The following is a 19,454-nucleotide window of genomic DNA, read 5'->3' as shown; positions in this document are numbered from 1 at the left end:
TTGCGTGCTCCTTAGAAGCCTAAACTGGACAGCAAATCGTCTACGTCATCTTGACCTGACATAACGTCTTCACGTTTATCGGCATGAATCTGCGGACCTTCACCCTTGGCGAGGTGTTTTTGTGGATCTTTTTCCGAGAGGATCGCTTCGCGGTCATGTTCAATGCCGGCAAAACGGTCGACTTGGCCAGCCATCAGCACCAGTTTGAGCAGGTTGCTTTCCACTTCGGTGACCAACAGGGTCACGCGCTTGATCACCTGACCGGTGAGGTCCTGGTAATCCTGGGCCAGCAGGATGTCATTGAGGTTGCTGGAAACCGTGCGGTTTTCCTGCTCGCTGCGTGACAGAAAACCTTCGACCCGACGCGCCAGCTCACGAAATTCTTCAGCACCGACTTCGCGGCGCATGAAACGCCCCCAGTCAGCGCTCAACGCCTTGGCCTCATTGGCCATGCCGTTGACCAGGGGCGTGGCGTTTTCCACCAGGTCCATGGTGCGATTGGCTGCCGCCTCAGTCAGCCTGACCACATAGGACAAGCGTTCGGTGGCATCAGTGATCTGCGAGATTTCCTCGGCCTGGGGCATGTGCGGGTCGATCTGGAAATTGACGATCGCACTGTGCAACTCACGGGTGAGCTTGCCCACTTCCTGGTACAGGCCGCGGTCGCGGGTCTGGTTGAGCTCATGGATCAACTGCACTGCGTCGCCGAACTGGCCTTTTTCCAGGCTTTCGACGAGTTGGTGAGCATGTTTTTTCAGGGTCGACTCAAAGTCGGCCTGCGATGATTCTTTATGCTCCATAGCTCCCCCGTGGCAGCATCAATGACCGATGCGTTCGAAGATTTTTTCAATCTTCTCTTTCAAGGCCAGTGCAGTGAATGGCTTGACCACGTAGCCGTTGACCCCCGCCTGGGCGGCTTCGATGATCTGTTCACGCTTGGCTTCAGCGGTCACCATCAGCACAGGCAGGCTGCGCAGTTTTTCATCCGCGCGCACGTGGCGCAGTAGATCAATGCCGGTCATGCCAGGCATGTTCCAGTCAGTTACCAGAAAGTCGATGCTCCCGCTGTTGAGGATCGGAATCGCAGTAATGCCGTCATCCGCCTCGACCGTGTTAGTGAACCCAAGGTCACGCAACAGGTTTTTTATGATCCGCCGCATCGTTGAGAAGTCATCAACGATGAGGATTTTCATGTTCTTGTCCAATTCGACCTCCAAGCAGTCTTAAACGCGTCCAGCACCTGGGCGCGCCATATCATTCAACAGGCATTACACAAAAAGGACTGCTAGGGCACTCCACGAGCCGCTCCCGCCCGGCTCGCGCCCTGGCGGTTATCGTTCACAGTGTCCCCACACTGCCTGTCAGCGCGCTCGCCACTCTCCCAAACGCCCCCGCAAGCGGGCCGCGCATTGGCTATGTAGCTGGCTGACCCGCGATTCGCTGACCCCCAGGACCTCACCGATTTCCTTGAGGTTCAGCTCTTCGTCGTAGTACAGCGCCAACACCAGCCGCTCACGCTCCGGCAGATTGGCAATCGCGTCCGCCAGGGCGCCCTGGAAGCGTTCATCTTCCAGGTCGCGTGAAGGCTCCTGGTGAGCGCTCGCGCCGTCCTCGTGCAGCCCTTCATGTTCGCCGTCCTGTAGCAGGTCGTCGAAACTGAACAGGCGGCTGCCCAAGGTATCGTTCAAAATCCCGTAGTAATCGTCGAGACTCAATTGGAGTTCGGCCGCAACTTCGTGATCTTTAGCGTCGCGACCGGTTTTTGCTTCAATTGAGCGAATTGCGTCACTCACCATCCGGGTATTGCGGTGGACCGAACGCGGCGCCCAATCACCTTTACGCACTTCATCGAGCATCGCGCCACGGATACGGATACCCGCATACGTCTCGAAACTCGCCCCCTTGCTCGCGTCGTACTTGGTCGACACTTCGAGCAAGCCGATCATCCCGGCCTGGATCAGGTCTTCGACCTGGACACTGGCGGGCAGGCGTGCCAGCAGGTGGTAGGCAATGCGCTTGACCAGAGGCGCATAGCGCTCGATCAATTCGCCCTGGCTGTCACGCGCTGATTTTTTGTAAAGGTTGTAGCCGCTGGCTGTCATAGCACCGGTCCTGCACTCGTCTGATGCACCAATCGCTCGACGAAAAACTCCAGATGCCCCCGGGGATTGGCGGGCAGTGGCCAGGTATCGACCTTCTGAGCAATTGCCTTGAACGCCAACGAGCATTTCGAACGAGGGAACGCTTCGTAGACTGCACGCTGCTTTTGCACAGCCTTGCGCACACACTCGTCATAGGGAACTGCGCCGACGTATTGTAAGGCGACATCGAGGAAGCGATCCGTGACCTTGGTCAACTTGGCGAACAGGTTGCGCCCTTCTTGTGGGCTCTGGGCCATGTTGGCCAGCACACGGAAGCGGTTCATGCCGTAGTCACGGTTGAGCAGTTTGATCAGGGCGTAAGCGTCGGTGATCGAGGTGGGTTCGTCGCAGACCACCAGCAACACTTCTTGGGCGGCGCGCACGAAGCTGACTACCGACTCGCCAATCCCGGCAGCGGTGTCGATCACCAGCACGTCGAGGTTGTCGCCGATATCACTGAAGGCCTGGATCAGGCCGGCATGCTGCGCCGGGCTCAGATGCACCATGCTCTGGGTGCCGGAGGCGGCCGGGACGATACGAATCCCCCCTGGCCCCTGCAACAGCACATCGCGCAGCTCACAGCGGCCCTCTATGACATCGGCCAGGGTGTGTTTGGGCGTCAGTCCCAGCAGAACGTCAACGTTCGCCAGGCCCAGGTCGGCATCCAGCAGCATGACGCGGCGGCCAAGCTCTGCCAGGGCCAGGGACAAATTCACTGACACGTTAGTTTTCCCGACGCCACCTTTGCCGCCGGTCACCGCGATCACCTGTACGGGATGCATGCTGCCCATGTTCTTTCTTTACCTTGTCTTGCTTAGCCGCAGGCTACATAGGGTGGCCGCGGTAGCAGACCATCGATGTAGGTACATTGCACTGTGTTTCATGTTGCCTTCAGCCGACCCGCTTGGCTGGGTTGTGATAGAGGTCGGCGAACATATCCGCCATAGCCTCTTCACTGGGTTCATCCTGCATTTGCACACTGACTGCACGGCTGACCAACTGATGACGGCGCGGCAGATGCAAGTCATCCGGGATCCGCGGCCCGTCGGTCAGGTAGGCGACCGGTAATTCATGGCTGATGGCAAGGCTCAACACTTCGCCAAGGCTTGCGGTTTCATCCAGCTTAGTCAGGATGCAACCGGCCAGCCCGCAACGCTTGTAGCTGTGGTACGCAGCAGTCAGAACCTGTTTTTGGCTGGTTGTTGCAAGTACCAGGTAATTTTTCGACTTGATCCCGCGCCCGGCCAGGCTTTCCAGCTGCATGCGCAACGCCGGATCGCTGGCTTGCAGGCCGGCGGTATCGATCAGCACCACGCGCTTGCGCAGCAGCGGGTCGAGGGCGTTGGCCAGGGATTGGCCCGGGTCGACATGGGTCACCGGTACATTGAGGATGCGGCCCAACGTCTTGAGCTGTTCCTGGGCACCGATGCGGTAGCTGTCCATGCTCACCAGCGCAATATTGTGGGCGCCGTACTTGAGTACATAACGGGCGGCCAGCTTGGCCAGGGTGGTGGTCTTGCCCATGCCGGCAGGGCCGACCATGGCAATCACGCCACCTTCTTCAAGGGGTTCGATTTCCGGGGTCTGGATCATCCGCGCCAGGTGGGCCAGCAACATGCGCCAGGCTTGGCGAGGCTCTTCAATGCCGGTGGTCAGCTCCAGCAGGTCGCGCGACAACGGGCCGGACAAGCCGATGCGTTGCAGACGACGCCAGAGATTGGCCTGTTGCGGCTTGCTGCCTTGCAACTGGTTCCAGGCCAGCGAGCCCAACTGCACTTCCAGCAGTTCGCGCAGGCCATTGAGTTCAAAGCGCATCGAGTCGAACACGCGCTGGTCGACCGCAGCGGCCGGTGCTGGCGCGGCGGGACGTGGCGGCTCGACGAAAGTCGGTTCTACCAGTGGCTCGGCCGCAGTCAGCGGCAGGCCGGCAAACAATTGGCGATTGGTGGTCGCATCGCTGTCGCCACGCATGCTCAGCTCGGCCTGGGCCGAGACAATGCGCGAGGCGGTCTTGCGCAACTCGTCTTCGAGTTCCATGTTCGGCACGCGCGGCGCCAGGGCCTGGGGTTTGTAATCCAGGGCAGCCGTCAGCTCGACACCGCCGGCAATGCGGCGGTTACCGATAATAGCCGCGTCGGCGCCCAGTTCATCACGAACCAGCTTCATGGCCTGACGCATATCGGCGGCGAAAAAACGCTTTACTTGCATAACCCACTACCTCAGCCGTTGGGCCCTACTGTCGCGACGATAGTCACTTGCTTATTGTCAGGAATTTCCTGGTAAGCCAAAACGTGCAAATTTGGTACTGCCAAGCGTCCAAACCGCGACAACATCGCCCGGACGGGGCCTGCCACCAGCAGAATCACCGGTTGGCCCTGCATTTCCTGGCGCTGTGCGGCGTCGATCAACGAACGCTGCAGCTTTTCAGCCATGCTTGGTTCCAGCAGAACGCCCTCTTCCTGGCCCTGTCCTGCCTTCTGGATACTATTGAGCAATATTTGTTCCAACCTTGGTTCCAAGGTGATCACAGGCAGCTCAGAGTCAAGCCCTACAATGCTTTGGACGATGGCACGCGACAATCCGACGCGCACCGCTGCCACCAGCGCGGCAGTATCTTGACTCTTGGCGGCATTGTTGGCGATAGCCTCGGCAATGCTGCGAATGTCCCGCACCGGCACCTGTTCGGCCAGTAGCGCCTGCAGCACCTTGAGCAGCTGCGACAGCGACAACACCCCTGGCACCAGCTCTTCGGCCAGCTTTGGCGAGGCTTTGGCCAGCAATTGCATGAGTTGCTGGACTTCTTCGTGGCCAATCAGCTCGTGGGAGTGCTTGTACAAAATCTGGTTGAGGTGCGTGGCAACCACGGTGCTGGCGTCAACCACGGTGTAACCCAGGGACTGCGCCTGGCTCCGCTGGCTGACTTCGATCCACACCGCTTCCAGGCCAAAAGCCGGATCTTTGGCGGTTATGCCGCTCAGGGTGCCGAATACCTGCCCGGGGTTGATCGCCAACTCGCGGTCGGGGTAGATCTCGGCTTCGGCCAGGGTCACACCCATCAGCGTCAGGCGGTAGGCACTGGGGGCCAGGTCGAGGTTGTCGCGGATGTGGACGGTGGGCATCAAAAAGCCCAGGTCCTGGGACAACTTCTTGCGCACACCCTTGATCCGCGCCAGTAACTGGCCGCCCTGGTTGCGATCCACCAAGGGGATCAGGCGGTAACCGACTTCGAGGCCGATCATGTCGATGGGCGTCACGTCATCCCAGCCCAACTCCTTGGTTTCCTGGGCACGGGCCGGCGATGGCAACAGGTCCTGCTGGCGTTCCACCTCTTTCAAGGCCTGGACCTTGACCGTGTTCTGCTTCTTCCAGAACAGGTACGCACCGCCGGCGGCCAGGGCGGCCATGCTCAGAAAAGAGAAGTGCGGCATGCCCGGCACGATGCCCATGATCGCCATGATGCCGGCCGCCACGGCCAGGGCCTTGGGCGAGGCGAACATCTGGCGGTTGATCTGTTTGCCCATGTCTTCGGAGCCGGACGCACGGGTCACCATGATCGCCGCAGCTGTGGATAACAACAGTGATGGCAATTGCGCCACCAAACCGTCACCAATGGTCAGCAAGGCGTAAACCCTGCCCGCATCACCGAAGGTCATGCCGTGCTGGAAGATCCCGACCGCCATGCCGCCGATCAGGTTGATAAACAGGATCAGCAGGCCGGCGATGGCGTCGCCGCGCACGAACTTGCTCGCACCGTCCATGGAGCCATAGAACTCGGCTTCCTGGGCCACTTCAGAACGGCGGGACTTGGCCTGGTTCTGGTCGATCAGGCCGGCGTTGAGGTCGGCGTCGATCGCCATTTGCTTGCCAGGCATGGCGTCGAGGGTGAAACGCGCACTCACCTCGGAGATCCGCCCGGCACCTTTGGTCACCACCACGAAGTTGATGATCATCAGGATCGCAAACACCACGACACCGACCACATAGTTACCACCAATCACCACCTCGCCAAAGGCCTGGATCACCTTGCCCGCCGAGGCGTGACCGTCCTGGCCGTGCAGCATGACCACCCGCGTGGAGGCCACGTTAAGGGCCAGGCGCAGCAGCGTGGCAACCAGCAAAATGGTCGGGAATACCGCGAAATCCAAAGGCCGCAGCGCGTAGACGCAGACCAGCAGCACGACGATCGACAGGGCAATGTTGAAGGTGAAGAACACGTCCAGCAAGAACGGCGGTATCGGCAACATCATCATTGCCAGCATCACCAGCAGCAACAACGGCACACCCAGATTGCCTCGCGAGAGGTCTGTCAGGGTGCCACGGGCTGTGCTGAACATATTAGAGCGATCCACCGGTATTCCTCGTGTCCCTTGAAGCAAAACTTTGACGCCAGAAGGCGACTTGCAGGCGCTGTTGCAAGAAGCCTTCCAACTTTTGCTTGAGGACTTACCGGTGGTACGCCGCAGGGCTGGCTAGAGCGGCCTGACGTTTACTGCCTGCTTGCCTTTTGGGTCTTCGACGATATCAAACTCGACCTTTTGGCCCTCTGCCAGCGCTCTGTGACCGCTACCGAAAATGCCGAAAAAGCGAACAAACAGGTCCTCTGCGCCACCGTCCGGCGTAATAAAGCCAAAGCCCGTTGAATCGATGAACCACTTCACTGTACCGATTGCCATTGCCTTTCTCCCGAAACCACGCACTTCTACGACCTATCAAAGCGCGAGGCACCGGCGCTGGCTACTGTCAAAGTTGACAGGTTGCGCGCAACTTCAGACCGATGGTAAGAGCTTGCCTGGGGCTTAAGGAACTGTCTGTGGCTTAGGGGATTATCTGGGGCTTAGGGGCTTGTCTGTGCCTTAGGGGATTATCTGTGGTTTAGGGGCTTGTCTGTGCCTTAGGGGATTATCTGTGGTTTAGGGGCTTGCCTGTGGCGAGCGGGCTTGCCCCCGCGCTGGGCTGCGAAGCAGCCCCAATAAGAAGGGCGCCGCGTAGTGTCGGGCAGACCGCGGTGGTTGGTTTTGGGGCTGCTGCGCAGCCCAGCGCGAGGGCAAGCCCGCTCGCCACAGACAAGCCTTTAGCCCTCAGACAAGCCCTTAAGCCATAGACAAGGCCCCAACTGATACTCAGGAATCGCGGCGCAAATCCAGTGGAATCGGCAAGTCCTTGAGGGGATCCGGGCGCTTGCCCTTGCCCGCACGGTATTGGCGAATCTGGTAGACATAGGCCAGCACCTGCGCCACCGCCAGATACAGCCCAGCCGGGATCTCGTGATCCAGATCGGTTGAGTAGAAGATCGAACGCGCCAGCGCCGGTGATTCCAGCAGCAGGATGTCGTTGGCCTGGGCGATTTCGCGGATCTTCAAGGCGGTGAAGTCACTGCCCTTGGCCAGCAGCAACGGCGCACCGCCCTTCTCGGCGTCGTATTTGAGCGCCACGGCATAGTGGGTCGGGTTGGTGATGACCACATCGGCATCGGGCACCGACGCCATCATCTTGCGCTGGGACATCTCCCGCTGCAGCTGGCGAATGCGCTGCTTCACTTCCGGCTTGCCTTCCTGATCCTTGTGCTCGTCGCGCACTTCCTGCTTGGTCATCAGCAGTTTCTTGTGGCTTTCCCACAGCTGGATCGGCGCATCCACCGCCGCAATCAGGATCAGCCCGCAGGCCATCCACAATGAGCTCCACCCCACCAACTGCACGCTATGGATGATTGCCAGGTCCAGCGGCTCATGGGCGATGCGCAGCAAGTCGTCGATATCTGACTTCAACACCACCAGCGCCACGAACAGGATGATAAAAAACTTCGCCAGGGCCTTGAGCAGCTCCACCACGGCCTTGGCGGAGAACATGCGCTTGATCCCGGCGCCGGGGTTCATCCGGCTGAATTTTGGCGCCAGGCTGCCGGCCGCAAACAGCCAGCCGCCCAGGGAGATCGGCCCGATGATCGCCGCCAGGAGCAAGGTGATCAGCACCGGTTGCGCCGCCAGAATCGCGATCTTCCCTGAGTGCAGCAAATAGATGCCCATGGCGCGCGGGTCCAGCAGCACATCCCGGGGCAGGGAGAAGTTGTGCTTCATGATCTCCATCAGGTCCTGGGCCAGGCCGCCGCCGTAGATCAGCAGGCCACCGGCACCGGCGAGCATCACCGCGAGGGTGTTGAGCTCTTTGGAGCGGGCAATCTCGCCCTTTTCCCTGGAGTCCTTTTTCCGTTTCTCCGTGGGGTCTTCTGTTTTGTCCTGACCACTCTCGCTCTCGGCCATGGCTTAGCGCGCCCGTGCCAGATCACGTAAAAACTGCAAGGCATCACTGGCCAGCGGTTGATACTGATTGAGAATGTCGGCCAGGCCGATCCAGAAAATTCCCAGGCCCAACACCAGGGTCAGCGGGAAACCAATGGCGAAGATGTTCAACTGCGGCGCGGCGCGGGTCATCACGCCGAAGGCGATGTTGACCACCAGCAGCGCGGTGATCGCCGGCAGCACCAGCAGCAACGCGGCGCCCAGCACCCAACTGAGGCGGCCGACCACTTCCCAGAAGTGATTGACGATCAAGCCCTCGCCCACCGGCAAGGTAGTAAAGCTCTCGGTGAGGATCTCGAACGCCACTAGATGGCCGTTCATCGCCAAAAACAGCAAGGTCACCAGCATGGTCAAAAATTGCCCGATCACCGCCACCGATACGCCGTTGGTGGGATCGACCATGGACGCGAAGCCCATACCCATCTGGATCGAGACGATTTGCCCGGCAATCACGAAGGCCTGGAAGAACAGGGTCAGGGAGAAGCCCATCAAGGCGCCGATCAGGATCTGTTCGGCAATCAGCAGCAGTGCACTGAGGTCCAGGGCGTTGACCGGCGGCATCGCTGGCAACGTCGGCACGATGACCACGGTAATCGCCACAGTGAAGAACAAGCGCACACGCTTGGGGACCAGGGTCGTACCGATCACCGGCATGGTCATCAGCAAGGCGCCCACCCGAAACAACGGCAGGATGAACGCAGCCACCCAAGTGCTGATCTGGGTGTCGGTCAACGCCAGCAAGGACTGCATCAGGTCAGCCGATCAACTGCGGAATACTGCCGTACAACTGCAGGATGTATTCCATGAAGGTCTGTACTAGCCAGGGGCCGGCAACGATCAGCGTCACCAGCATCACCAGCAGGCGCGGAAGGAAGCTCAAGGTTTGTTCGTTGATCTGCGTGGCGGCCTGGAACATCGCCACCAGCAACCCCACCAACAGGCTGGGCACCACCAGCACGGCGACCATCAGGGTGGTCAGCCACAGCGCTTCACGAAACAGGTCGACGGCGACTTCTGGAGTCATGGCGCTATACCCCTCCGAAACTGCCGGCCAGGGTGCCGATAATCAGCGCCCAACCATCCACCAATACAAACAGCATGATCTTGAACGGCAGCGAAATGATCAGCGGCGACAGCATCATCATACCCATGGCCATCAGCACACTGGCCACCACCAGGTCGATGATCAGGAACGGGATAAAGATCATGAAGCCGATCTGGAACGCGGTCTTGAGCTCGGAGGTGACAAACGCTGGCACCAGGATCGTCAACGGGGCCTGGTCCGGGCTGGCGATGTCAGTGCGTTTGGACAGGCGCACAAACAGTTCCAGGTCGCTGGAGCGGGTCTGCGACAGCATAAAGTCCTTGATCGGGCCCTGGGCCTTTTCCACCGCGTCCTGGGCCGTCATTTTCTCTGCCAGGTAGGGCTGCAGGGCTTGCTGGTTCACCTTGTCGAACACCGGCGCCATGATGAACAGGGTCAGAAACAGCGCCATGCCGGTGAGGATCTGGTTCGACGGGGTCTGCTGCAGGCCCAGGGCCTGACGCAGGATCGAGAACACAATAATGATCCGGGTAAAGCTGGTCATGAGCATGACGAACGCCGGGATAAAGCTCAGCGCGGTCATGATCAGCAGGATCTGCAGGCTGACCGAATACTCCTGGGCCCCAGCCGCATTGGTGCCCAGGGTGATCGCCGGGATCGACAACGGGTCCGCGCCGAACGCCAGCGGCGCTGCCAGCAACAGCATGAGCGTCAATAGAACGCGCATTACTTCTTATCCTTCTGGTCCTTGCCCATCAGCTCCATCAGGCGCTGGGCGAACTCCGGTGTGGCGGCCTCGGTCTGGGCCACGCTCACCGGATGCTTGAGCACATGCAACGGGGTAATACGGCCAGGCGTCAGGCCGAGCAGGATCTGCTCTTCGCCCACCTGCACCAGCACCAGGCGATCACGCGGCCCCAAGGCCCGCGATCCCACCAACTCGATGACCTGGGCGTTGCCCGGGCCAATGCGTTGCACTCGGCGCAGCAGCCAGGCGAGGACGAAGATCAGCCCCACCACCAGCAACAGGCCCAGCACCAACTGGGTCAGTTGCCCCGTCACGCTGGCGCCGGCGGCGGGCACGGCGACCTGGGCCACCGGTTCAGCCGCCATCACGCCCAGGGGCAATGCCCACAAGAGTCCCAGCCAGCGACGCGCCATCTCAGCGCAGCTTCTTGATACGTTCGCTGGGGCTGATCACGTCAGTCAGGCGGATGCCAAACTTCTCGTTGACCACCACGACTTCGCCATGGGCAATCAACGTGCCGTTGACCAGCACATCCAGCGGCTCGCCGGCCAGGCGATCGAGCTCGATCACCGACCCCTGGTTCAGTTGCAGCAGGTTACGGATATTGATTTCGGTACTGCCCACTTCCATGGAGATCGATACCGGGATATCGAGGATCACGTCCAGGTTCGGACCATCGAGCGATACCGGCTCATGGTTCTTCGGCACGCTGCCGAACTCTTCCATGGGCAGGCGGTTGCCCACCGGCGCAGTGGCGGCATCGGCCGCCAGCAAGGCGTCGATATCGTCCTGGCCTGCGTCGCCGGTTTCTTCCAGGGCAGCCGCCCATTCGTCAGCCAGGGCCTGGTCTTCGGCGGAAGTGTTTTCGTGTTCGGTAGCCATTACATGTCCTCGGCGCAGCAAAAATCATGAATTAGAGGGGAATCAGCGGCGGTTGATCGGCTCGACCACCTGCAACGCCAGGTTGCCCTTGTGGGAACCGAGCTTGACCTTGAACGACGGCACGCCGTTGGCGCGCATGATCAGTTCGTCTGGCAGTTCAACGGGAATCACATCCCCCGGCTGCATGTGCAAAATGTCCCGCAGGCGCAATTGGCGGCGCGCCACGGTGGCGCTCAGCGGCACGTCGACATCCAGCAAGTCTTCGCGCAGGGCCTTGACCCAGCGTTCGTCCTGGTCGTCGAGGTCGGACTGGAAGCCCGCATCGAGCATCTCGCGCACCGGCTCGATCATCGAGTACGGCATGGTCACGTGCAGGTCGCCGCCACCGCCATCGAGTTCGATGTGGAAGGTGGAGACCACAATGGCTTCGCTGGGCCCGACGATGTTGGCCATGGCCGGGTTCACTTCCGAGTTGATGTACTCGAAATTGACTTCCATGATCGCCTGCCAGGCTTCCTTCAAGTCGATAAAGGCCTGTTCCAGCACCATACGCACTACGCGCAGTTCGGTAGGGGTGAATTCGCGGCCTTCGATCTTGGCGTGACGGCCGTCGCCGCCAAAGAAGTTGTCCACCAGCTTGAACACCAGCTTGGCGTCGAGGATGAACAGCGCAGTGCCCCGCAGGGGTTTGATCTTGACCAGGTTGAGGCTGGTGGGCACGTACAGCGAATGCACGTACTCGCCAAACTTCATCACCTGCACGCCGCCCACTGCCACGTCCGCCGAGCGGCGCAGCATGTTGAACATGCTGATACGGGTGTAGCGGGCAAAACGTTCGTTGATCATCTCCAGGGTCGGCATGCGTCCGCGGACGATGCGATCCTGGCTGGTCAGGTCATAACTTTTGACGCTGCCGGGCTCGGCAGCCATTTCGGTCTGTACCAGACCATCGTCGACACCATGCAACAGGGCATCGATTTCATCCTGGGACAGCAGGTCTTGCACGGCCATGTCGTGATCCTACTGCAATACGAAATTAGTGAAGAGCGCCTGCTCGACCACGACTTTGCCCAGTTCTTTCTGGGCCACTTCCTGCACGCTGGCAGTGACTTTCTGGCGCAGCATTTCCTGGCCCACGGGGGTGGCCAGGCTGTCGAAACTCTGCCCGGAGAACAGCATCACCAGGTTGTTGCGGATCACCGGCATATGCACCTTGAGGGCATCCATGTCCGCCTGATTGCGCGCCAGCAAGGTAATGCTCACCTGCAGGTAGCGCTGCCGACCGTTCTGGTTGTAGTTGGCGACAAAGGCCGGGAGCATTTGCTCGAAGATTGCCGGTTGCTTGACGTTGCTGGCGGTCTCGGCCACAGGTACCGGCTTGCTCTGGGCACTGTGCATAAAGTACCAGGTAGCCCCAACCGACACGCCGATGGCCAATAACAAGGCCAGGACAATCAACAGGATCATCTTGAGCTTGCCCTTGCCTGCTACAGGAGCTGTTGCTGCGTCGTCACTCTTCGCCATGCCAATAATCCGTCACTATTCGGGGTTTCATAGATCCACGGGAAGGCAAGAGCAAGTGTTATGCCAGAGTTGTCACGGATTTCAGCAACGCTACAAAACCAGTGTGGGAGCTGGCTTGCCTGCGATAGCGGTGTGTCAGGCACGAGCTATATTGCTGACCCACCGCTATCGCAGGCAAGCCAGCTCCCACAGAGGTCAGGTTTCAGGCGTAGTAGTCCACGGCGCTGGAGCCGATGACGGATTGGGCTATCGGCGCCGCCACTTCGGCGGCTTCGCCGGCAAGGCCCGTGTCATGCCCATCGCTGTGCCCACTGCTGCCACTGACACCACGGGCCTGGCTCTGCTGTTGGTCCTGGCCCTGGCCTTGCCAGCCACGGGACTGGTCGGACACGTTCACGTCGACCTGGCCCATGCCCTGCTGGGCGAACATCTCCCGCAGGCGCCCGGATTGGCTTTCCAGGGCCTCGCGCACGGCGGCATGGCCACTCATGAAGTTCACCTGGGCCTGCTGGTCGGCGGTGATGTTCACGCGGATATCCAGGCGCCCCAGTTCGGCCGGCTGCAACTGGATATCGGCAGACTTGAGGTTGGCGCTGGACAGGTACATGACCCGGTTCACCACTTCCTCGGTCCAGCCCCCCTGGTGCATGGCCAGCGGCTGGTTATTCAGCGGCAAGGCGTTGGCCGTCTTGGGCGTGGCGGCCTGGGTCAAGGCGGCCAGGCGATTGGCGAAGTCATCCACGCGGGTGTCGCTGCTCGCCCCCTTCAAATCCTTGAGGCCATCTTCGAGCAGGCCGCTGAAGGCCTTTTCGCCACCCTGGTCAGTGCTGTCCTTGGCCGCCTGCTGGTCAACCATGGCCGCCAGGCCGTTGGTGAAGTTCTGCGCGGCGGTGGGTTCAGCCTGGGTCGGCAGGTTCTTTTGCGCCGCCTGGCTGCTGGCAGACACATGGCCGCCCTGCTCCATCGCCAGGCGCACGGCGGGCAACGAGTCCAATGGATCGGCTTCGGGGTCGAAGGCCGGAGCGACCTCTTCAGTCACCGGCGGCGTGGTCACCAGCAGCGGCGTGCTGACGTCATCCACCACGCCGGCCTGGACCGCCACCGGAGCGGGCGCCGCCGCCGCGATCACGGCTGGATCGAGCACCGGATCGACTGCCGGTGGCTGGGCTTGCGCCAGATCCTTGTCGGCACTTTTATCGTCATCGCTGCTGGCTGCCGCGTCCGCCTTGGCAGGCGGCGTGGCAGGCAAAGTCTTGCCGCTATCGGCAACTGCTGGAGTGCCAGCGGCAGGCTTGTCGTTGCCGACATCCTTCTTTGCATTGGTCTCGGCCGGCTTGTCGCGGCTTGGCTTGGGCGCCATATCCACAGCCTTGGCGGGTGCCGCCTTGGACTCCTTGGCGAACACCTGTGCAAAGCCTGGCGCTCTAGCCCGCGTGTCCGCGGCCGTTGCCTGCGCATTGGCGGGGGAAGCCTGCGGCTTGACCGTGGGGGCGGCCTGCAGGAGCGAGTTGGGGGCTAGAGGCATAATTGGTCTCCGCTGCGCAGGGTCGAGGGCGCAGGCAGAAGATAGAGAGCAAAAGTCGGGCCAGCTTTTCAACCAACCCAGAACCGTTGGCACTCCGACTCGTACAACGGCTTGACCAAGGCAAACTCGTGGTCGATCTGATCCACCAAATCGGCCAGATCGGCGACCTGCGCGCTGGTCGACTCAATCTCCAGGCGCTGGCACAGCTCCGCCAGGCGCACCGCACCGAGGTGGCCGCTACTGCCTTTGAAGCTATGGGCAATCCGCCCCAGCGCCTTGGCGTCACCGCGCGCCTCGCGCAGTGCTTCGACGCGCTTTTGCGAGTCATCGAGAAAGGTGTCGAGCAAATGGGGGTATTCACCCTCCATCACGTCCTGCAAACCCACCAACACTTCAGGGTCCATATGTATCTGCGTCACTTGTTCGCTCCTTGATCAAGAATCGGCGGATTATGCCAGAGCCGCCCAGCAAAACTCCACGCACACACTGCGCCCGCCATCGGTCCAGCGTACATTGCTGCTCAGTTGCCGAACCAGGTTCAACCCACGCCCAGACAGACGGTCGATATCCAGCGGCCGAGCCAGCACCGCTTCCACATCAAAACCCGGTCCACTGTCTTCAATTCGAAGGCTCAAACAACCGCCCACCTCGGTCGGCACAACGTCCACATGCACGCGCACATAGCCACTGTCTAGCTGGTCGAGCCGCTCGTTGCGCAGGCCATAGTAGCGGGAAAACCCCTGCACATCGCGCTTGAGCTGGGAATCCAGGCCCAGCACGCCATGCTCCAGGGCATTGGAATACAATTCAGCCATCACACTGTACAGCGCGCCACTCTGGCCCCGCAGCCCGTGGATTTCCAGGAGCAACTGCAACAGGTACGGCAACGGGTTGTAACGCTTGAGGGTTTCGGCGCGAAACTCAAAACTCACCGACCAGTCCAGCGGGCACGACTGACCGCTGTCGGTGTACTGCACGGTCGACGACTGCAGCGCCTGCTCGGGCAACAGGCTGATTTCCACCAGGCTGACATCATCGCGCACCTGTCCACGAAACCTGGCAAGGGCCAGTTCGATCTCCTCGAACAGATGCTCAGGCTCGCGGTTGGCGGCGAACACCTGGAGCAAGCGCTCGACCCCAAACAATTGCTCGTTGGCATCCGCCGTATCAATTACCCCGTCGGACAGCAGGAACACCCGATCCCCCAAGGCCATGGGCCAGACCTCAGTGCAATCGTCAAACACCTCGGGCGCCAACACGCCTAACGGCAAATGCCGTGACACCAATGGCGTGCGCTTTCCCGTGGCCACTTCATGCACATAGCCATCGGGCATGCCGCCATTCCATACCTCTACCACCCGCCGCTGGACGCTGAGGCACAGCAGCGTGGCACAACAGAACATATCCACTGGCAGGATGCGCTTGAGCTTGGCGTTCATCTCCCGCAGGGTCTGCGCCAGGCCGTAGCCCTTGGCGGTCATGCCATAGAACACTTCGGCCAAAGGCATCGCGCCGACGGCAGCCGGCAGGCCATGACCGGTGAAATCGCCCAGCAACACATGCATATCGCCCGATGGGGTATAGGCTGCCAGCAGCAGGTCGCCGTTGAACAGCGCATAGGGGGATTGCAGATAACGAATGTTCGGCGCGGCATTGATGCAGCCGGAATGGGCGACCTTGTCGAACACCGCCTTGGCCACCCGCTGCTCATGCAGCAGGTAGTCATGGTGACGGGCGATCTGGTCGCGCTGCTGCAACACCGTGGCCTGCAACCGGCGCAGGCGGTCCATGGCGTTGATCTTCGCCGCCAGGATGACCTGGTTGTAGGGCTTGGCCAGAAAGTCGTCGCCGCCGGCATCCAGGCAACGCGCCAGGGCTTCACTCTCACGCAGGGAGGTGAGGAAGATGATCGGCACCAGCGCCTCGCCAGCCAGCTGCTTGATCTGCCGGGCCGCCTCGAAGCCGTCCATCACTGGCATCAGGGCATCCATCAACACCAACTGCGGGCGGTCGCGGGCAAACACCTGCACCGCTTCGGCGCCGTTGCTGGCAGTCAGCACTTGATGGCCCTGGCGGCGCACGATGGTCGAGAGCAATAGCAGATCGGTGGCGCTGTCTTCGGCGATCAGCACGGTCAGGGTTTCAGACACTTGAGTGCTCAAGTGATATCGAACAGCTTTTCGAAGTTGGAGATGGCGAGGATCTTGCGCACATCGGGGCTGCTATTGATCACCTGCACCTCAGCGTCATCGCCGCCAGCATGATCACGCAGCAACAGGAGCATGCCCAGGGCAGAACTGTCGAGATAGGTGGCGTCTTTCAAGTCCACTACGTAGGTCTCGGGGACCTTGTAGAACCGCTCGTAGGAATCACGAAAGGCTTGGTGGCTGCCGAAATCGAATCGGCCTTTGACGGCAATCGTCAACTTCTTCCCATCCAGGGATACTTCTGAGGCGACTGACATACGACTGGTTCCTTGTCGTGGGTATGTGCAACAAGGTGTAGCAGGTGATCGCAGAGTGGGCAACAAGCAGCAGCAAATGTGGTGTTTGTTGTGGGCAAGGCGCTGTCGTGGCGAGGGGGCTTGTCCCCCGCTGGGCTGCGTAGCAGCCCCAATAAGACCGCTGAGTTTTTCAGATAGACCGGGGCGGCAGGTCTTGGGGCTGCTACGCAGCCCAGCGGGGGGACAAGCCCCCTCGCCACAACAAGCGTGCGGCTAGTATTGATCCTGCCGCGGCAGGCGCTGGGACAGTTCGTCGAGCAGCTTCTGCTCGCGTTTGTCTTCCAGGGCGCGGGCTTCGTCGATGTAGCGCTGTACCAGCTTGCGCAGGCCTTCGACCCGGGCGTAGGCCTGTTGCCAGCCTTCGCGGGCCTTGTCGAGGTTGTTCTGGTGCCAGACCAGGCTCTGACGCTGCTGGCCGACGGCGCTTTCCAGTTGGTTGAGAAAGTGCTGGTAGTTCATCAGCCACTGCCCGGAAACGCCCTTGCTGCCGCGATCGATCCACTGCTGTTGGTATTCGCCGCGAAAGCGCTCCAAGTCGCCCAGCTTGCTCTCGGCCAGGCGCACCTGACCCTGGAAATGCCCCAAGCGCTGGGCGGCGGTGCGCTCGGCGCTTTCGGCCATTTCCACCACGGGAGCAAGGCGCGCGGCGCGACTGGAGGCCATGGGAGGTTAGCCGCCAGGCGCAGGCGCGAACACCGACGCCAGGTGCGCTTCGCTTTCAGCCATGCTGATGTTGTCGTTCAGGCCCTGGCGCAGGTAGGTCACCAGTTGCGGTTGCAGGGCGATCGCCAGGTCGGTCTCGCGGTCGCCACCGGCCACATAGGCGCCGACGCTGATCAGGTCGCGACTTTGTTGATAACGTGACCACAGCTGCTTGAACTGCTGGGCGCGGGTCATATGCTCGGCGCTGACCACCGACGGCATCACCCGGCTGATGGACGCTTCGATATCAATGGCCGGGTAATGCCCCTCCTCGGCCAGGCGCCGCGACAGCACGATGTGCCCATCGAGCACGCCCCGCGCCGAGTCGGCAATCGGGTCCTGCTGGTCATCGCCTTCGGACAATACGGTGTAGAACGCAGTGATGGACCCCCCACCGGCCTCGGCATTCCCCGCCCGCTCCACCAGCTTGGGCAGCTTGGCAAACACCGACGGCGGATAGCCTTTGGTGGCGGGCGGCTCGCCAATGGCCAGGGCGATTTCCCGCTGGGCCTGGGCGAAACGTGTGAGGGAGTCCATCAGCAACAGGACATTCTTGCCCTTGTCGCGAAAATATTCGGCGATCCGTGTGCAATACATAGCTGCGCGCAGACGCATCAGCGGCGCATCGTCCGCCGGGGAAGCCACCACCACCGAGCGCTTGAGGCCCTCTTCACCGAGGATATGCTCGATGAACTCCTTCACCTCACGACCCCGCTCACCGATCAGGCCGACCACGATAATGTCGGCCTCGGTAAAGCGCGTCATCATGCCCAGCAGCACACTCTTACCCACGCCGGTACCGGCAAACAGGCCCAGGCGCTGGCCGCGACCGACCGTCAATAAACCGTTGATGCAACGAATACCCACGTCCAGCGGCTGGCTGATGGGGTTGCGCTTGAGCGGGTTGATGGTCGGGCCGTCCATCGGCACCCAGTCTTCGGCCTTCATCCCGCCCTTGCCGTCCAGCGCACGACCGGCGCCGTCGAGCACGCGGCCGAGCATACTCATGCCCATCGGCAGGCGCCCGGTATCGGCCAACGGCACCACGCGTGCGCCTGGCGCAATACCGGCGAGGCTGCCGACCGGCATCAGGAAAATCTTGCTGCCGGAAAAGCCCATGACTTCCGCTTCCACCTGCACCTGGTGGTAACTGTCATCGTTGATCACCAGGCAGCGGCTGCCCATGGCGGCACGCAGACCTTCGGCTTCGAGGGTCAGGCCGACCATGCGCAGCAGGCGGCCTTCAAGGATCGGCTGGCCGGGCAACTCGGTGGCTTCGATATAACCGCCCAGGCGCTTGGCAAAGCTGGTGCGATCAAGGCGCATCAGGCGCGTCCAGGTCCGTGCTCAGGTCCGGTGCCGCCGGGTGCAGCGCTTGTTCGTGCAACTGGTCGAACAGCTTGGCCATGATCTGCGTGATACGCGTCTCGACCGTGGCATCGATCCGGCTGTGCTCGGTCTCGACCCGGCAACCACCGGGCTGCAACGCGGCATCCTCGACAATCCGCCAGGTTTCCTCATGGCGCTCGCGCAGGGCTTTGACCTGCTCGAAATCCTGCGGGTTGATGTACAGCCGCACGTTGCCGACGCCCAGGGGCAACAGCTTGAGGGCTTCGCGCATCACGCTTTCAATCTGGCTGGAGTCCAGCGCCAGTTCACGCTGGATAACCTGGCGGGTGATGTGCTCCACCAGCCCGACCATGGCCTTTTCCAGCTGCGAGTCCTGCTCGGCAATCGGCGCGAACAGGTTGCCCATCAGCCGTTCGAGGCTGGCCAGTTTCACAGCGAGGGCCGCGTCAGCTTCCTGGCGAACCTTGAGGGTGGTGCTGTGGAACCCCTCTTTCTCACCCGTGGCGAAGCCTTCGTTGTAAGCCTCCTGGCGGATGCTTTCGAGCTCTTCGAGGGTCAGCGGCTGGACTTCGTCCAGGGGCACTTCTTCCATTTCCACCGGGGTCTCTTCGACCGGCTCGGGCTCGGGTTCGGGCTTATGCGGGTCGAAGCTGGGCAGCGACCAGACGTCGAACCCGCCGACGTCCCGGGCGCGAATCAAGTCGCTGGGCGTCTCATCATTGTTCGACATGCGCTGCG

Annotated in this window: 22 protein-coding genes; all 22 read right to left on the bottom strand. The window is 61.2% G+C overall.

Annotation, left to right across the window (positions count from 1 at the left end):
* Positions 1-11: 11 nt before the first annotated feature.
* Positions 12-800 (bottom strand): protein phosphatase CheZ, encoded by a 789-nt coding sequence (locus JTY93_RS07680; protein WP_169955945.1) that lies wholly within the window; start codon positions 798-800, stop codon positions 12-14.
* A gap of 18 nt (positions 801-818) precedes the next feature.
* On the bottom strand, positions 819-1,193 hold the full coding sequence (locus tag JTY93_RS07675; RefSeq protein ID WP_005790040.1) for a chemotaxis response regulator CheY: 375 nt from the start codon (positions 1,191-1,193) through the stop codon (positions 819-821).
* Between the two features lie 168 nt (positions 1,194-1,361).
* Entirely contained in the window at positions 1,362-2,102 is a 741-nt protein-coding gene (gene fliA, locus JTY93_RS07670; RefSeq protein WP_038447000.1) for an RNA polymerase sigma factor FliA, read from the bottom strand.
* Entirely contained in the window at positions 2,099-2,932 is an 834-nt protein-coding gene (gene fleN / locus JTY93_RS07665) for a MinD/ParA family protein (protein WP_205476945.1), read from the bottom strand. The genes fliA and fleN overlap by 4 nt, the downstream gene beginning before the upstream one ends.
* A gap of 100 nt (positions 2,933-3,032) precedes the next feature.
* Complete coding sequence (flhF, locus tag JTY93_RS07660) at positions 3,033-4,349, bottom strand: flagellar biosynthesis GTPase FlhF (RefSeq protein ID WP_029292553.1); 1,317 nt, start codon at positions 4,347-4,349, stop codon at positions 3,033-3,035.
* An 11-nt stretch (positions 4,350-4,360) separates the two neighbouring features.
* Complete coding sequence (flhA, locus tag JTY93_RS07655; RefSeq protein WP_205476944.1) at positions 4,361-6,475, bottom strand: flagellar biosynthesis protein FlhA; 2,115 nt, start codon at positions 6,473-6,475, stop codon at positions 4,361-4,363.
* A gap of 135 nt (positions 6,476-6,610) precedes the next feature.
* Entirely contained in the window at positions 6,611-6,814 is a 204-nt protein-coding gene (locus tag JTY93_RS07650; protein ID WP_205476943.1) for a cold-shock protein, read from the bottom strand.
* A gap of 447 nt (positions 6,815-7,261) precedes the next feature.
* On the bottom strand, positions 7,262-8,398 hold the full coding sequence (flhB, locus tag JTY93_RS07645; RefSeq protein ID WP_205476942.1) for a flagellar biosynthesis protein FlhB: 1,137 nt from the start codon (positions 8,396-8,398) through the stop codon (positions 7,262-7,264).
* A 3-nt stretch (positions 8,399-8,401) separates the two neighbouring features.
* Entirely contained in the window at positions 8,402-9,187 is a 786-nt protein-coding gene (gene fliR / locus JTY93_RS07640) for a flagellar biosynthetic protein FliR (protein WP_038446990.1), read from the bottom strand.
* Positions 9,188-9,191: 4 nt separating this feature from the next.
* Positions 9,192-9,461, bottom strand: a complete 270-nt coding sequence (fliQ, locus tag JTY93_RS07635) for a flagellar biosynthesis protein FliQ (protein WP_003192936.1) — start codon at positions 9,459-9,461, stop codon at positions 9,192-9,194.
* 4 nt (positions 9,462-9,465) lie between these two features.
* On the bottom strand, positions 9,466-10,209 hold the full coding sequence (gene fliP / locus JTY93_RS07630; RefSeq protein ID WP_029292538.1) for a flagellar type III secretion system pore protein FliP: 744 nt from the start codon (positions 10,207-10,209) through the stop codon (positions 9,466-9,468).
* A complete protein-coding gene (gene fliO, locus JTY93_RS07625; RefSeq protein ID WP_240344336.1) occupies positions 10,209-10,643 on the bottom strand; it encodes a flagellar biosynthetic protein FliO in 435 nt (144 codons plus the stop codon). The genes fliP and fliO overlap by 1 nt, the downstream gene beginning before the upstream one ends.
* A 1-nt stretch (position 10,644) precedes the next feature.
* Positions 10,645-11,112: a flagellar motor switch protein FliN gene (gene fliN, locus JTY93_RS07620; RefSeq protein ID WP_029292534.1), complete on the bottom strand. Its 468-nt coding sequence runs from the start codon at positions 11,110-11,112 to the stop codon at positions 10,645-10,647.
* Between the two features lie 42 nt (positions 11,113-11,154).
* Positions 11,155-12,123: a flagellar motor switch protein FliM gene (gene fliM, locus JTY93_RS07615; RefSeq protein WP_029292532.1), complete on the bottom strand. Its 969-nt coding sequence runs from the start codon at positions 12,121-12,123 to the stop codon at positions 11,155-11,157.
* A gap of 9 nt (positions 12,124-12,132) precedes the next feature.
* On the bottom strand, positions 12,133-12,636 hold the full coding sequence (gene fliL, locus JTY93_RS07610; protein WP_205476941.1) for a flagellar basal body-associated protein FliL: 504 nt from the start codon (positions 12,634-12,636) through the stop codon (positions 12,133-12,135).
* 202 nt (positions 12,637-12,838) lie between these two features.
* Positions 12,839-14,161: a flagellar hook-length control protein FliK gene (locus JTY93_RS07605; protein ID WP_205476940.1), complete on the bottom strand. Its 1,323-nt coding sequence runs from the start codon at positions 14,159-14,161 to the stop codon at positions 12,839-12,841.
* A gap of 68 nt (positions 14,162-14,229) precedes the next feature.
* Positions 14,230-14,580, bottom strand: a complete 351-nt coding sequence (locus JTY93_RS07600; protein WP_205476939.1) for an Hpt domain-containing protein — start codon at positions 14,578-14,580, stop codon at positions 14,230-14,232.
* Positions 14,581-14,610: 30 nt separating this feature from the next.
* Positions 14,611-16,311, bottom strand: a complete 1,701-nt coding sequence (locus tag JTY93_RS07595; protein ID WP_205476938.1) for an ATP-binding SpoIIE family protein phosphatase — start codon at positions 16,309-16,311, stop codon at positions 14,611-14,613.
* An 8-nt stretch (positions 16,312-16,319) separates the two neighbouring features.
* Entirely contained in the window at positions 16,320-16,625 is a 306-nt protein-coding gene (locus tag JTY93_RS07590; protein ID WP_205476937.1) for an STAS domain-containing protein, read from the bottom strand.
* Positions 16,626-16,877: 252 nt separating this feature from the next.
* The gene (gene fliJ, locus JTY93_RS07585; protein ID WP_205476936.1) at positions 16,878-17,327 is read right to left on the bottom strand and encodes a flagellar export protein FliJ; all 450 of its coding nucleotides are present in this window, start codon (positions 17,325-17,327) and stop codon (positions 16,878-16,880) included.
* Between the two features lie 6 nt (positions 17,328-17,333).
* Positions 17,334-18,692: a flagellar protein export ATPase FliI gene (gene fliI / locus JTY93_RS07580; protein ID WP_205476935.1), complete on the bottom strand. Its 1,359-nt coding sequence runs from the start codon at positions 18,690-18,692 to the stop codon at positions 17,334-17,336.
* Positions 18,682-19,446 (bottom strand): flagellar assembly protein FliH, encoded by a 765-nt coding sequence (gene fliH, locus JTY93_RS07575; protein WP_029292516.1) that lies wholly within the window; start codon positions 19,444-19,446, stop codon positions 18,682-18,684. Before fliH ends, fliI begins: the two co-directional genes overlap by 11 nt.
* Positions 19,447-19,454 lie beyond the last annotated feature (8 nt).

This window comes from Pseudomonas hygromyciniae (assembly GCF_016925675.1).
Lineage (GTDB): Bacteria > Pseudomonadota > Gammaproteobacteria > Pseudomonadales > Pseudomonadaceae > Aquipseudomonas > Aquipseudomonas hygromyciniae.
The sequence above is the reverse complement of the archived record's forward strand: the minus strand, read 5'-3'. Positions and strand labels throughout refer to the sequence as shown.